Origin of the sequence: Nonomuraea mangrovi, from assembly GCF_042681425.1 — a bacterium.
GTDB lineage: Bacteria > Actinomycetota > Actinomycetes > Streptosporangiales > Streptosporangiaceae > Nonomuraea > Nonomuraea mangrovi.
In genome coordinates this window covers 86837-100719 of the sequence record NZ_JBHUFV010000022.1, presented here as the reverse complement: position 1 = coordinate 100719, position 13883 = coordinate 86837, and the positions used below count along the sequence as shown (strand labels likewise).

Sequence of the window (13883 nt, the reverse complement as noted above, 5' to 3'; positions counted from 1 at the left end):
CAGCTTCTCCTTCCGGCGGCGTCTAGTGGCTGTGGCCGTGGCCGTCAGGCTCGGCGGGCTCAGCGGTGGGCGGTGTTGTGGGCGCGGTGGTCGATGTCGCGGTCGCGTCGCCGACCTTCACCGTGAAGGCGGCCGTGCGGACCTTGTCCTGGTGCTTGAAGTCGAGGAACAGCCGGTAGTCGCCCCTGCTGGGCACCTCGGCGTAGAAGGTGAGGCTGTCCTTCTCGGGGTGGACGTGCAGGTAGGCGAGGTCGCCCGCGCGCAGCGCGACCAGGTGGCCGAGCGCGCCGAGGTAGGGCTGCACGTCGGTGACGGGCTTGCCGTCCTTGGCGACCGTCAGCGTCAGCTTGCCGGCCTGCCCTGGCACCAGGTCGCCGTCGAGCGTCACGGTGTATCCGTCGACCTCGGCGGTACGGCTGACCGCGGGCAGCGGCTTCGGCGCGTAGTCGCCGGCGGCGAACAGGTCGGTGCCGAGCGTCATGGCGCTCGCGCCCGTGGGCAGGATGTCGGCGTAGGCGCGGTAGACGCCCGCCTCGGGGAGAGTCAGCTTGACCGTCCAGACGCCGTTGGCGCCTTCCTCGGGGTGGAGGTGCTGGAAGGTGTTCAGGTCGCGGGAGACGACGATGAAGTGGACCTTCTTCTCGTGCTGGACCTCGTAGCCGGTGACGGGACGCCCGTCAGGGCCCGTGACGGTGAAGCTGAAGTCGGTCGGCTGCCCTGCCTTCAGCGCGTTGGTGGCCGGTGTGAACGTGTAGCCGTTCTCGGACACCTGGAGCCCCCCGGGGGTATCCGGGGACGCCGTGGCCGTCTTGGTCGCCTCGGCGCTGTCGGTGTGGCCTGCGGATTCCCCGTGGCCGGCGGTCTCGGGCCGGGCGGTGGGGTCGGCTGCGCCGACGGCGTGAGTGGTGGACCCGGTGTCAGTGGTGGACTCGGTGTGTGCGCCGGTCCCGGTGTGGGTGCTCGCCTTGGGCGGCGTGCCGACCTCACCGACCGCGCTGCCCACACCCAGCGCCGCGCCGAAGACGACGGCGAGGCTGGAGACGTAGACGACGAGCTTGGCTGGTGTGTTCACGACTGATGCGCCACTTCGTATCCGGCCGCCTCGACGGCGGCGACGATCCGGTCCTTGTCGACGGGGGAGGCGCTCTCGACGGTCAGCAGACCGGAGGCCAGGTCCACCTCGACGCCCGTCACGCCCGCGACCTCGCCGACCTCTTCCTTCACCGAGCTCACGCAGTGGCCGCAGGTCATGCCGTTGACGGTGTAGGTGGCGGTGCTCATGTCCATATCTCCCTGTCGCTGTGCTGTCGCTGGGTATGCGGGTTACGAACGGACCAGTCGCGCGATCGCGTCGGTGGCTTCCTTGACCTTCGCCTCGGCCTCGGGGCCGCCCTTCATGGTGGCCTCCGCGACGCAGTGGGCGAGATGCTCTTCCAGAAGAGAGATGGCGAAGGACTGGAGCGCGCTCGTGGCGGCCGACACCTGGGTGAGGATGTCGATGCAGTACTTGTCGTCCTCGACCATCCGTTGCAGGCCCCTGGCCTGGCCCTCGATCCGGCGCAGGCGCCGGAGGTGGTCTTGCTTGTTGCCGGTGTATCCAGCCATGGCTCTCGCCTCCCTCTTCCTCAAGCATAACACCGTACCCCCCTAGGGTATTCCATCTGCCTGGATTTCTTGACCTTCCGTTGGGAATCCGGGCCTCGCGCGGGTCCGGATGTCGGCCTTCGGGACCGGGGCCACGTGCGGGGTGTCGGCCTTCCGTTGGGGCCCGGGCCCCGTGCGCTCGGTGAGGCGTATCCCTGGACGGAGGCCGGCCCCGTGCCGGGGGTGGCGCGTGGGCCGGCCTGCCGTACGGACGGCTACACATGCGCGGCGGGCTCCTGCGGGACCCGCGCGGGGCGCCGCATGAGCGCCAGCGTGAGCAGCGCGCCCACCGCGGCCACCACCCCGGCGCCGACGAAGGCGGCGTCGAAGCCGTCCTCCCGCGACGTGGCGATCGCGGTCATGACCGCCAGCCCCAGCGCCGACCCCACGTTGTAGGTGGTGTTGACGATGCCCGACGCCAGCCCGCTCTCCTCCGGGGCCACCCCTGACAGCGCCGACATCATCGCCGGGATGTACGCCAAGGACATGCCGACCGCCGACACCAGGCTCGCGGGCAGGAACGTCGACCCGCTGAAGGCCAGAGCGCCCACGCCGACCGCCAGCACGGCGAGCCCGAGCACGATGAGCGGCTTGGCGCCGAACCGGCCGAGCAGCCGCGCGGTGATCCCGATCATGAAGATCATCACCGCGACCGTCATCGGCAGCAGCGCGGCCCCGCTGGCGAAGGCGCCATAGCCGAGGCCCTGCTGCAGGAACAGGTTCAGGAAGTACCACATCGGGATCCACGCGGCGCCCAGCAGCGCCATGGCCAGGTTCGCGGGGGCCAGACCCGGCGTGCGCCAGATCTTCAGGGGCATGAGCGGCTCACGGGCGCTGCGCTGCCTGATCAGGAACACCACCAGCAGGGCGATGGCGGCGGCCGCCTCGATCAGCGGCGCGCGCTCCGCGGCCTGGACGATCGCGTAGACGGCCAGCGCGATGCCGCCGGTGACGGTGACGGCGCCGAGCACGTCCACCGAGCCCCGCCTGGCCTGCGTGGCCGGCAGCAGCGCGGGAATGGCCGCCAGCGTGATCAGGCCGATCGGGACGTACACGATGAACACCCACGGCCAGCTGAGCCACTCGGTGATCACGCCGCCGAGGAACACGCCCGCCGTGCCGCCCGCGGGGGCCGCCGCGCCGTACAGGGCCATGGCCTTGCCCAGCTCGCGCTGGTCGCTCCCGAACAGCATCATCAGCAACGTCATCGCGGCGGGCGCGATCAACGCCCCTCCGACGCCCTGGACGGCGCGGCCGAGGATCTCCACCCACGCGGTGCCCGCGGCGGCGGCGACGACCGAGCCCGCCGTCAGGATCACCCAGCCCGTGGAGAAGATCCTGCGGGCCCCGAACAGGTCGGCCAGACGGCCGCCGAGCAGGAGCAGCCCGCCGAACGCGACGACGTAGGCGTTGAACACCCACTGCAGACCGCCCTGGCTGAACCCGAGGTCGCGCTGCATCTCGGGAAGTGCGACGCCGATGATCGACGTATCCATGATCACCATGAACTGCGCGGCGGCGAGCACGACGAGCGCCCACCACCTCCGTGACTGCGGCATGGCCACTCCCTTCCTTGTACCCCCAGGGGGTATAAGTGAACGCCGAGGAACGTAACATACCCCCCTGGGGTTTGCAAAGGACCTGTCCAAGATGGGACGCGGACCCGATCCGCCTCGCCGATGGCGCCGTCGTATCGGAAGATTGGGTAGAACTGGATAGGTCCGCACCCGGGGGAGCATCGCCAAGCCTTGCTAGGCTGCTGTGCAACCGTTGCAACCGGGCGTTGTCTCACCCCGGCAGGTGAGACCGTCGAAGAAGTGGGGTCACACCGTGAAGAAGCTGCTCGTTCTGGCGCTGCTCGCCCTCGGGGGGCTGCTGATCTGGCGTAAGGTGCAGGCCGACCGCGCCGAGCTCGATCTTTGGACCGAGGCGACCGGCAGCGAGAACTAACGATCGTGGCGACGAGGGTATGACCGAGTCCGGCCCCATCAAGCTGGTCTGTCTCGACCTCGCCGGCACCACGATCGGCGACATCGCCACGGTCGAACGAGCGTTCTCCGAGGCGATCGCCACCCAGGGCATCGTCCCGGGGACCGGTGCGTACGCGCGGGCCATGGTCCACGTGCACCGGTCCCGTGGGTGCCCCAAGATCGATGTCTTCCGTGGGATCTTCCCGGGAAATGAGGCCCAGGCGCAGGCCGCCAACCTGACGTTCGAGCGCTCCTACGAAGGCGCCATCGAGCGGGCGGGTCTCGTCACCGTGCCCGGAGTCACTGAAGCTCTCGACAAGCTCAGGGGCTCAGGGATCCACATCGCACTGATCACCGGCTTCAGCCGTACGACGCTGAGCAGGGTGCTGGGCGTGCTCGGCTGGCACGACAAGATCGACCTCGCCATCGCCCCCGAGGACGCGGGCCGCGGCAGGCCATGGCCTGACATGGTGCTCCACGCGGTGCTCCGGCTGGGTGTCGAGGACGTACGGCAGGTCGCCGTCGTCGGCGACTCCGAGAACGACATGCTGGCCGGACGGCGGGCCGGCGCCTCGCTGATCGCCGGACTCATGACGGGTGTCCACAGCCGAGACCGCCTCCTGAAGGGCGGGGCCACGCACATCCTCGACTCGCTGGCGGAGTTCCCCGAACTGGTCCTCGGCGGCAAATACGACCCGCCCGCCGTGGCCGTCGCTCAGGGCTGACGGTTAGTCACTCTCTGTAATCGGGTATGTCGCGTTGCGTGATCACTCATGATCGCAACGGACTCATCCCGTGAGAGGTACTTCATGCGTCTTCCGCACGCCCTTTCCATATTGGCCGCCGCCGCCGTCGGCACCAGCGGCCTGCTCGCCACCCCCGTCCACGCCGCCCCCATCCCGGTCCCCGTCCCCGTCTACGGGTGCTATGACATCCAGCGGGACGAAGCGGCCGCCGTCGTCACAGGCGTGTGGTGCGAGTCCTACGGCGGAGCGCCCGTCACCGGAGAGATCGTGACGGAGTTCAGGATCGTTCCCAACGACCCCGAAGGCAGTGCCAGCTACACCTGCAGGCTGCCCGCGGGCAAGACGGCCGCCGGATACGCGGGCGGCTACCCCGCCGCGGTCCTCGGCTTCTCCTGCTGGGAGGAAACCGCTGAGCCCGCGGTCCAGGCGCCCGCACCCGCCACCCAGACCCGCGACAGCCTCAGGCCCCACCTCCTCCTCGACCCGATCAGGCTGTCCATCAGATAGCCGCCCGGCCGCCGCTCGCACAGGAACCCCCTGACCAGCGACACCCCGCCCCGGCCCGTCCGCACGCCGGCGCACACCCGGGGCGGGGAGGGCACATCGGGTGGCGAGAGCCCGTATGCTGTTGCTACGGTGTACAGCCGAAGCTGTCCGAGTGCGCTGGCGTTTCGCAGGTCAGACGGCGTTTCAGGGGCCTTAGCTCAGTTGGCAGAGCGCCTGCTTTGCAAGCAGGATGTCAGGAGTTCGAATCTCCTAGGCTCCACCCATACAAAAGCCCAGGTCATCCGCCTGGGCTTTTGATCTTTATCGGGGCCGTTCCGGGGGGTCGTGCCCGATGGCGCGGCCGTGCGCCGGTGTCGACTGGGGCGGACGCTGATCGTGCGGTTGGTCAGGCTGAGAGGGCGTCTGACTAGTCCATCCAGTGGAACCATGCGTCGAACACGCGGTAGGGCGGATCGCCGAGAACGGTCTCTATCCGAAGATGGGCGTCAAGCGGTTGCCCCAGGACCTCCGAACGGAGCAACGTGATGTCGTGCCGGGCCAGGACCTGGTTGATCTGCCGGCATTCTGACTCCCACCCCGGGATGTCGGCATCTGCGACCTGCGATAGTTCTGGCAGGTCGTAGGAGCCGGCACCGTCGGGTCCGGACGATCGGGTGCCGGGCTTCAGGAGCACCGCCAACGGAGCCAGACGGCACAAGGCCAGTAGCAGCCCCTCGACGTGCGTCCAGCCCTTCTCCGAGCGCTGCGCCGAGCCGTCGCGTCTGGTCAAGAAGACTGCGACGTAGGACGCATATCCGGAGCCGTAGTGCCGGAATTCGGCATGGTGGACGGTCAGTTGCGGGAGCCGGTCGAGGTCGGCTGTGACCCGCCGCAGGAAACCTTCCACAGCAGCCGAACCGCCGGCCCAAGGACCCATGGAGTTGGCCAGGTCATCGTTCGCGGCTCGTTGGAGAGCCGCCCGATCGGTTGCCGGCTCCCTGTCCACCTCTTCCGTCCTCCTCGCTACGTATGGCAACTTCGAGCACGATAGCGGGATTGTCAGGTACCGGATTGCTTGTCTTTGAGCGCTCCTCGCGCCAGGTCGTCGAGCTTGCGTGCCACCTCGCGTTGGCGTTCGTCGGTGGAGTGCTGGTAGATCATGGCGGCGCGTGTGCTGGAGTGGCCTATGCGGGTCGTCAGCTCGCGGATCGAGGCTCCGGCGTTGGCGGCGAGAGGTGTGCCGGAGGTCGTGAAAATAGATCTTCGGTAGGTGCGCGTCTTCCAGTGCCTTGGGCCAGACGCTTCGGGACCCGGCGCGGCCAAGGTGGGTAAAGCAGGTCGCCCGGCTCCGACCTCGACTGCTTCGTCCCCAAGCCACATCACCGAAGCGTCGACCTGACTCAGCAGGAGGTGGTCGTCTCGGCTAGGCAGGAATCGGTGCCCGGCCCGCCGTTAGCGGTGTCGGTGCCCGGCCCGCCCAGGATCCGGTCGTTGCCGGCTTCGCCGTCGAGGGTGTCGTTGCCGGCGTCGCCACTGATGTCGTCGGCGCCGTCGCCGCCGAAGACGGTGTCGTTGCCTGCACCGGCGGCGACCCGGTCGTTGCCCGCGAAGGAGAGGATGACGTCGTCGCCGCCCAGCGCGGTGATGAGGTCGGCGAACGGTGACCCGCAGATGACATCGGCGCCCGAGGTGCCGATGATGGCCTGCCCCGAGGTGGCGGTGCGCCGGTCGATGGTGCAGCCCGGTCCGTCCTGGAGCGTCCCGTCGACACTGTTGATGTTGAAGAAGCCGCTGCCGGTCTCTGCGGGGTTGTTGGTGAGGACTAGGCCCGTTTCCCCGTTCAGCGCGCGGGTTGCGCCCTGCGCCGACGCCACGTTGTCCTGAAGCAAGATCCGGTCGGAGAAGAGATACGCGTCGTCGTGTGGCCCCGAGATCTGCGAGCGAACCGACTGAGCCGGGACGGGAGCACCGCGGAAGTCATAGCTTGCGCTCTGCGTCGCACTCATCCCTGCTTGGTCCATGAGCGCGTAGCCCTGGTAGGAGAACTCGACGGTGGAAAGCGAGGTCCCCGGCGGCGTATGCACGTTCAGCGAGAGCGTGCATACCCTATCCGAGGCATCATCACCAGGTGCGATGAGCGTCTCGTATGAGCTGAATGTCACGGTGAACGCCTTCCCGTCGGGGCTGATCGCCGCCTCCCATGTCCCGGGCGGGCACCCGTTTCCGTTCGCACTGACGCTCGAGATATATGCCTCGGCCGGGTTGGGGGCAGAGGATGCCGCGACCGCGGGCGTCATGACTGCTGCGGTGAGGACGGCGGCGGCGAGTGTACCTGCGGCCAGCTTAGGGAGTGTGTTGCGCATGATGAATGGCATAGGGGCATTCCTTTCCGTGGTGAGCGTTCCCAGCGAGAACGTCAGGTAATTTCCCGAGGCTCGTTGACCTGTGTCAGATCGAGCTCGTGAATGGTGTCGCGGTAGCACGGATGCCGGAGCTGTTCTTTTTTCGTATCCGCCCGCACCGCTGCGATAGCGCGATAAGGGAGATACCCCAACGTCAAGCATGAAAGACGCACACACGTTTATAAGCGGGCAAATAATCAGCAAGGAGCGAAAAGAGGAAGTGTCCTTGATGTCCGAATATCCGCCATTAAAATGGATATTATCCTGACGTGTAGCTTCCGAAAATTCCGATTCGCGCAGATATGTCATGATTCCGAGAATCTGGCCCCTGGCGCGGCGGTGGGCCGGGGGCAGCAACCACAGCAGCAACCGCGCCATATCCGGGCGACCTTGAGCGGCCGTTAATGACCCTGCGAGCAGCTATACGGCATGTCCATCAGCGCCGATGGCAAGACAGCGGTGGCAGTTCGAGGCAATGGGGCGGGTTGGCTCGTCTGGGATATGACGGATCCGGCCCACCCTGTCGAGCTCTATGCCGATAATCAAGGAGAGGAATCCATCGCGCTCAGTCCTGACGGTCGCAGAGCCGTGTTCGGCACTGGAGACGGAGACGGAGACTTCCGGCCTTGCGACGGTGTGCTCACTAGATAGCGCCTCGCAGGCCTGGTTCGAATAGGCACAACGAAGGTCCACCTCAGGTCAAAGCCACTTCCCATGATTGGGAAGTGGCCTTTTCGATCTTGTATAGCGGCAAATACGGCAACTGCTACGAATCCAGCCGGTCACCCAGCTTCTTGACCGCCTTGCACGTCTTCTCCGAGGACACCTGGGCTTCACAAGGTCATGGACCGACCTCCGTGCAACCCCTGCGCCCATTGCCCGATTATTCGGGGAGACGGAACCCCGTCAAGGACGGTCGTGCACATAGGGCAACCGATGATCGTGGAAGGTCACCGGCTGACGGAACCCGCCTGACAGTCCCGGAGATGGCAGCTATCGAGCGCAGGGGAAGTCTGGCGCTGTTCCTGACTTGGCTGGCACATGGATCGCGAGGAGATCGAGGCATTACGGGCTCGGCGGCCAAAGCCGCGGTTCCCCATGTGGCAGACGTGATCCCATCCCCGATGGTTCCTGCGGTTGATCTTTGCCCTTCTCAGGATGGGGGCTGCCGGTTCTCTACAGTCCTGTCGAACCATGCCATGGTCAGCTCGATCGGGTTGCGGTGAATACGGCGATGTCACGGTCGAAGCAGACGATGATGTGGCCTTGTGGGGTGGCAGCGACGGCATTGACTAAGTCGGGGAATTCGATGTCAGGGATGATCTTGTCGAAGGTGCTGAGGCTCCATGCCGCTACCGTTCTGTGGCTGGCGGCAACTGCGATGGGGTGGCCGTCGACCGTGGTGGCGGCGAGTGCGCCCACGGTTCCCGTGGAAAGTTGGCCGATCTGCTGAGCGGTGGCGACGTCCCATACCTTCATCGGTGGGTCGCGCCAGTCATCGTTCGTGGTGATGGCGATGGGTCGTCCGTCCACGATGGTGGCGGCCACGAGGCGTACCGGTTTGCCGTTGCTTCCGGTGGTCTGGAGTCCGGTGTCGCGGTTGATGGTGAGGTCACGGACCCGGAAGCCGCCGCCCCACCGTCCGAGTAGGGCGACGGGCTGGTCGTCGAGCGTGGTGGTGGCGAGGTCGTGTACCCATCGATGGTCGCTCTTGCGGGGGTCGCCGGTCTCTTCGCCGGTGCGGAGATCCCATACCCGGATGGTCTTGTCGTCGCTGGCAGTGATGGCCCGGGGTGGGTCGCCCGTGTTGTCGGCCGCGACGGCGGTTATCGGGCGGCGGTGGGTGGTCAACGGTGCTCCGGCCGCTTTCCCCAGTGTGAGGTCCCAGAGTCGGACATTGCCGTCCTTGGCTCCGGTGATCGCCACCGCGCGACCGTCCACCTGGGTCGCGGCCACAGCAGTGACGGCGCCGGTGTTGTCCGTGAGTGGCTGGCACACCTGATCGCCGGTGTCCAGATCCCATACTCGTACGGATTCGTCATCGCCGCCGGTGACCGCCACCGGTCGGCCGGCCACTGAAGTGGTGGCCACCGCCGTGATCGCGGCGTCGTGGCGAACTGGTTTGTCGGCCGGTTCGCCGACGACCAGATCAGACACCCGGACCGACCCGCCGTCGCAACTCGACACCACCACCTGCCGGCCATCCACCACTGCCGTCGCCACCGCATGCACCGTGCGGGGATGCTGAGGGAACAGTTCACCGACCAGTTCGGCCGTTTTCAGGTCCCACACCTGGATGGTCGGCTCGTTGGAGTTGCAGGTGATCGCCACCGGTCGGCCGTGCAGAACCGTGGTCGTCACTGCCTCTAGGTCCGCAGATCGGGGGAGGTCACCGACCGGAAGTCCGGTGGCTAGGTCCGACACGCGTGTGGTCGTCTGGTAGCCACCAGAGACGACCACCAGCTGGCCGGCAGCCGGCTCCGTGACCGCAACCGCGCCCACGTGTCCACTGTGGCCAGTGAACGGGCTACCCACCGGATCCCCGGTATCCAGGTCCCATACCCGGACCGTTCGGTCGCCGCCTGTGACAGCCACCCAGCGGCCGTCCAGCACCGCGGTCGCCACCGCGTACACGGGGCCCGTGTGGCCGCGGATCGGTGCCATCACCTCCTGCCGCGTTTCCAGGTCCCAGACCCGTACCGTCGTGTCGTAGCAACCGGCGACCGCCACCCGGCGGCCATGGCGTTCCGCGATCGCGAGGGCCTCCACACTGTCAGCCTGAAGGTGGAACGGCTCACCCACCGGCCTACCGGACGCGAGTTCCCACACCCGTACGGTGTCGTCGTCACCACCGCTGACCACAACGGGGCGACCGTCCAGAACTGACATCGCCAGCGCCCGCACCGCGTTCGTGTGACCAGCCCATGAGGCGCCGACCCGCTCGCCGGTCGACAGATCCCAGACCCCTACGGTGTCGTCGCCGCCTCCGGTGACCGCCACGGCACGGCCGTCGAAGACCGCGGTCGTCACCGCCGCCACCCAATTGGTGTGACCGTCGGTGGTGCCTAACGGCGGGCATGACGTCACGCCCTTCGGCAGCAGACTGGTCCACGTCTGCTGCACACGCCAGGCAGTAGGACGAACAACCGGGTCCTCATGGCGGGACAGTGACGACATGCCGCGCATGGTAATTGCCGGCACCGGGACGCGTCTCCAAGAAACCGGGGTGGTCGTCTTCTCGGGTGGCGGTGCGTGGCCGGAGCTGGCGAGGCCCCGTTGCGTGTCCGATGGCTTCTTGAGTGCTCCTCCGGCGAGGTGATCGCGCTTGTCGTTCGATCTCCGGATCATCGACGGCGATCTCGGTTCGCTGCTCCTCCGCGACGTGAACGCGATGCCCGCGGATCCGCCGCGCATGCTCGTCCGGAGCGGAGAGACGACGGAGGGCCCGGATCGTCTTGATCCGGGCCCTCCGTCGTTCGGTGTCGCGTGTCAGCCAGTGACAGGGATGTCGGTCTTCACCGGCGTCGGGGTGGGCGCGGGCTTGGGCTCGTCCCGCGTCCGTGTGATGTTCTCGTCCCACTCGAGCCAGTCGCTGGTCGCCGTCTCGCGATCTCCCTTACCGGGGTGGGTGGGGGTCGGCGTGTTGCTCGGCGCCGGCGTCGAGGTGGGCGTCCGCGTGGGAGTGGGGGTCACTGTGGACGTCGCAGTGGGTGTGGAAGTCGGATTCGGAGTGCCCGTCGGCGTAGGCGTCTGAGAGGGCGTCCCCGTCGGGGTAGGCGTCTGGGACGGCGTGGGTGTCTGCGACGGGGTAGGCGTCTGGGAGGGCGTCCCCGTCGGGGTGGGCGTGGGCTCACACTCGACCCAGAACACCTTGTGCTTGGGCGCGCCGTGCTTCCCCGCGAAGGTCCAGAACAGCTTGTAGTGCCCGTTCGGCAGGGTCATGTCGACGGTACGGCCATGCCCGTCGTTGTCGAGCACGAGGGTGCCGCTCTTCACTGTGGTCTGGTCACCCGTGGGCGGCCAGGACTTGATCTCCCAGCTCACCTGTTCGGCCGCGTCGAAGTTGAACCCGACCAGATAGAACACACAGACATGCGGCTCGTCGCGCTGGTCGTCCTCCGGCGTCGTCCACTTGTGGATCTTGACGTCGCCGTTGTCGCCGGGCGGCTTTCCCTGGAGCGCTCCCGCTGAGGCCGTATTGGAGATGGCGAGCACCGCGAGCGCCGCCACTGCGAGCATGAGCGCCGCTGCGATCCAGCGACGTACTGAAGAGAGTCTGGGGGGTGTCACGATCGCACCTCGGGATGTATGAGAGAGCTTGAGCCTCATAGGGCTCATCTGTGTAAAAATGTCACACTCGCTGGCCCCGCGTATTCAAACGGTCCAAAGCGTTATCTAGCAGGCCAGATGGTTACGCGTTCGTGTCGTATGTGTCATAGCACCTCAGGAGCCGATCGTGCCGCTCGATGCCCCCCGCCGACTCATCGGCGTCACGCTCGTGACCATGAGCCTCGTCGCCTCGCCCCACACCGGCGTTGCCGCGTCGCCCGTCGCCGCCAGCGCCTCGGTCACGGCGACCGCGCTCCCCACGGCCACCACGTTCACGGAGTTGAGCGGCCTCCCGCAGGACACCGACGTGTACGGCAAGCTGAGCGGCATCGTGGTCCATCCCGCACGCACGGTGGGCGTCTACGCCCAGCCCGGCGGCAAGCCCACGGCCACCCTCCCGGCAAAGCAACTCGGCAGCCAGACCTGGGTCCCCGTGGTGGAGGCGCGCCAGGGCTGGTACCGCGTGCTCCTGCCCAGCAAGCCCAACCACGTGACCGGCTGGATCAAGGCTACGGGCCTGAAGAAGGCGCGCAGCCGCTACCGCGCCGTCGTGAAGCTGGGCACCAGGCAGCTGACCGTGATGAACGCGAACAAGAAACTCGGCACCTGGACCGTGGCCGTCGGCGGCCCAGAGACGCCCACGCCGGTGGGCAGGACCTTCCTGCTGGCCCTGATGTCGCCGAAGAAGAAGACCTACAGCCCGCTGATCCTGCCGCTCGGCACGCACTCGGCGACGCTCGACACCTTCGGCGGCGGTCCCGGCACGGTCGCCTTCCACGGCTGGCCGGACCGGAAGGTGTTCGGCAAGGCGGTCACGCACGGCTGCGTCCGCGTGCCTGCTCGCGCGCTCAAGGTGCTGGCAGGGCTGCCTCTGGGAACTCCGGTTCTGATCGCTCCCTGAGGATGGGGGCGACGGCCACGGTGGTACCCGCGGTCAATCACGGCCACACCGACGCTGCCGTACAGGTCGAGGTCACTACACCTGAAGATCGTGCCGATTTGCACGCAGGATGTCGGGAGCTCGAATCTCCTAGGCTCCCCCACAGAAAAGCCCAGGTCATCCCCCTGGGCTTTGATCTTTATCGGGGCTGTTCCGGGGGTCGTGCCCGTTGCGTGCCCGATGCCTTGTCGAGTGCTCCTGCGCCGCCCCGACGCGCGGCCTGGACGCCGGTCTCGGACGGTAGCGGCCCGAGGCCTTACAACTCGCCGGGATCCGACGCCCAGCAAGGCCTGAGTAGCCTGCCCAGATGGACGCGACCGCCATGCTGGAGTGGCTGCTGGAGCGCAACGTGAGCGCTCTCTTTCGAGTAGACCCCGGACGGGAAGGCATCCGTCCCTGGACCTTCCATGCGAGCAGTGAACCGAGGCACGGGGACGGCTGGTCGGTTCGCGCCGACGCGGATTCCCCAGAGGAGTGCCTCCGCCGCGCCCGCAAGGCGCTCAAGCAACACGGACTCGATCTTCCCGAGTAAGTGACCTGCCGTCAGCATGGCTCTGGCGGAGGCGCTCCGGCTTCGGGGTGATCGCCAACGATGTGCTCATCTCTGAGAGGTGCACGCGTCGCGCGGAGGTGACCAAGTGGCAGGCGTGACTCTGATCCGTGCACGTGCTTGCTCGCCCGGCTCGTCTTCCCGCGATCGGGGTCAGTCCAGTCCCCTGAGATCATCTGAGCTTCGATGGGCGCGATTCGGCCAGAGGCCGATGCCCGTACTCTGTCCACCCCAGAACGGTCACACAGTAAAGAGAGGCCATCAGTGCTGCACACCTGGGTCCGTACAGCAGGAGGGCCACTCATCGTCATCCCCAAGTCCGAGCTGAACAACTGGACAGGCGCGGAGGACGATGACGGCCCTGTCGAGACCTGGGGCGACTATGGCCGTGCCTGTGCGGTTGAGGGCTACATCGGCACCGTCACCGTTGGTGCGCAGCAGGCGCTTGTTCTCGGCGACGAACCCGCGATGACGACCTATCTGCCGACCGAACGTCTTTTCCTGCGATGGGCCGCCGCATACTCCGAAGCCGAACTGGTCACGGCGGCCAGGCAAGCCCTCGTGGCAGAGCCGGATTGGGACGACGACGAAGACCTGAAATGGGAGGTAAGGGAGGCAGTCGTACTCTTCGACTCCGCCATTCCCGGCGCTGAGCTACAGCCTGACGACCGAACCATTATCGATCTCGAGCCAGGCGAGTACAGGGTTCGAGGCACCTACATAAAAGACGAGGACAATTGGATGATCCTCGTTCAACTCCAACCGACAACCTGAGCCCTGGGCGTACTCCACGCCTGTGCCCTTCCACGGATCATG

At 67.0% G+C, this 13883-nt stretch carries 15 protein-coding genes and 1 tRNA gene; 7 read left to right on the top strand and 9 right to left on the bottom strand.

The window, feature by feature from the left end; genetic code table 11:
- Positions 1-22: 22 nt before the first annotated feature.
- The 4 genes from ACFSKW_RS14725 to ACFSKW_RS14710 form a co-directional block, all read right to left on the bottom strand.
- Positions 23-1072, bottom strand: coding sequence for a hypothetical protein (locus ACFSKW_RS14725; RefSeq protein ID WP_379572783.1), 1050 nt, complete (start codon positions 1070-1072; stop codon positions 23-25).
- Complete coding sequence (locus tag ACFSKW_RS14720) at positions 1069-1281, bottom strand: heavy-metal-associated domain-containing protein (RefSeq protein ID WP_379572782.1); 213 nt, start codon at positions 1279-1281, stop codon at positions 1069-1071. Before ACFSKW_RS14720 ends, ACFSKW_RS14725 begins: the two co-directional genes overlap by 4 nt.
- A gap of 42 nt (positions 1282-1323) precedes the next feature.
- Entirely contained in the window at positions 1324-1605 is a 282-nt protein-coding gene (locus tag ACFSKW_RS14715; protein WP_379572781.1) for a metal-sensitive transcriptional regulator, read from the bottom strand.
- A 254-nt stretch (positions 1606-1859) separates the two neighbouring features.
- On the bottom strand, positions 1860-3203 hold the full coding sequence (locus ACFSKW_RS14710) for an MFS transporter (RefSeq protein WP_379572780.1): 1344 nt from the start codon (positions 3201-3203) through the stop codon (positions 1860-1862).
- A 271-nt stretch (positions 3204-3474) separates the two neighbouring features.
- On the opposite strand from ACFSKW_RS14710, the gene ACFSKW_RS14705 reads away from it, so the two are divergent.
- The 4 genes from ACFSKW_RS14705 (at position 3475) to ACFSKW_RS14690 (ending at position 5126) form a co-directional block, all read left to right on the top strand.
- Complete coding sequence (locus tag ACFSKW_RS14705; protein ID WP_240506072.1) at positions 3475-3594, top strand: DLW-39 family protein; 120 nt, start codon at positions 3475-3477, stop codon at positions 3592-3594.
- 19 nt (positions 3595-3613) lie between these two features.
- Positions 3614-4339 (top strand): HAD-IA family hydrolase, encoded by a 726-nt coding sequence (locus ACFSKW_RS14700; protein ID WP_379572779.1) that lies wholly within the window; start codon positions 3614-3616, stop codon positions 4337-4339.
- An 84-nt stretch (positions 4340-4423) separates the two neighbouring features.
- A complete protein-coding gene (locus tag ACFSKW_RS14695; RefSeq protein ID WP_379572778.1) occupies positions 4424-4867 on the top strand; it encodes a hypothetical protein in 444 nt (147 codons plus the stop codon).
- Between the two features lie 186 nt (positions 4868-5053).
- Positions 5054-5126: transfer RNA gene (locus ACFSKW_RS14690), tRNA-Ala, on the top strand.
- A 147-nt stretch (positions 5127-5273) separates the two neighbouring features.
- On the opposite strand, the gene ACFSKW_RS14685 is transcribed toward ACFSKW_RS14690, so the two are convergent.
- From ACFSKW_RS14685 to ACFSKW_RS14665, 5 genes are all read right to left on the bottom strand, one after another.
- The gene (locus tag ACFSKW_RS14685) at positions 5274-5753 is read right to left on the bottom strand and encodes a hypothetical protein (protein ID WP_379572777.1); all 480 of its coding nucleotides are present in this window, start codon (positions 5751-5753) and stop codon (positions 5274-5276) included.
- A gap of 152 nt (positions 5754-5905) precedes the next feature.
- A complete protein-coding gene (locus ACFSKW_RS14680) occupies positions 5906-6226 on the bottom strand; it encodes a hypothetical protein (protein WP_379572776.1) in 321 nt (106 codons plus the stop codon).
- Positions 6227-6246: 20 nt separating this feature from the next.
- On the bottom strand, positions 6247-7221 hold the full coding sequence (locus ACFSKW_RS14675; protein ID WP_379572775.1) for a DUF4360 domain-containing protein: 975 nt from the start codon (positions 7219-7221) through the stop codon (positions 6247-6249).
- A 1230-nt stretch (positions 7222-8451) separates the two neighbouring features.
- Complete coding sequence (locus tag ACFSKW_RS14670; RefSeq protein WP_379572774.1) at positions 8452-10425, bottom strand: WD40 repeat domain-containing protein; 1974 nt, start codon at positions 10423-10425, stop codon at positions 8452-8454.
- 312 nt (positions 10426-10737) lie between these two features.
- The gene (locus ACFSKW_RS14665) at positions 10738-11538 is read right to left on the bottom strand and encodes a hypothetical protein (protein WP_379572773.1); all 801 of its coding nucleotides are present in this window, start codon (positions 11536-11538) and stop codon (positions 10738-10740) included.
- A 166-nt stretch (positions 11539-11704) separates the two neighbouring features.
- Between ACFSKW_RS14665 and ACFSKW_RS14660 the strand changes: the two genes are divergently transcribed.
- The 3 genes from ACFSKW_RS14660 (at position 11705) to ACFSKW_RS14650 (ending at position 13841) form a co-directional block, all read left to right on the top strand.
- A complete protein-coding gene (locus ACFSKW_RS14660) occupies positions 11705-12478 on the top strand; it encodes a L,D-transpeptidase (RefSeq protein WP_379572772.1) in 774 nt (257 codons plus the stop codon).
- Between the two features lie 346 nt (positions 12479-12824).
- Positions 12825-13049, top strand: a complete 225-nt coding sequence (locus tag ACFSKW_RS14655; protein ID WP_379572771.1) for a hypothetical protein — start codon at positions 12825-12827, stop codon at positions 13047-13049.
- 282 nt (positions 13050-13331) lie between these two features.
- Complete coding sequence (locus tag ACFSKW_RS14650) at positions 13332-13841, top strand: Imm21 family immunity protein (protein ID WP_379572770.1); 510 nt, start codon at positions 13332-13334, stop codon at positions 13839-13841.
- The last annotated feature ends 42 nt before the right edge of the window (positions 13842-13883 follow it).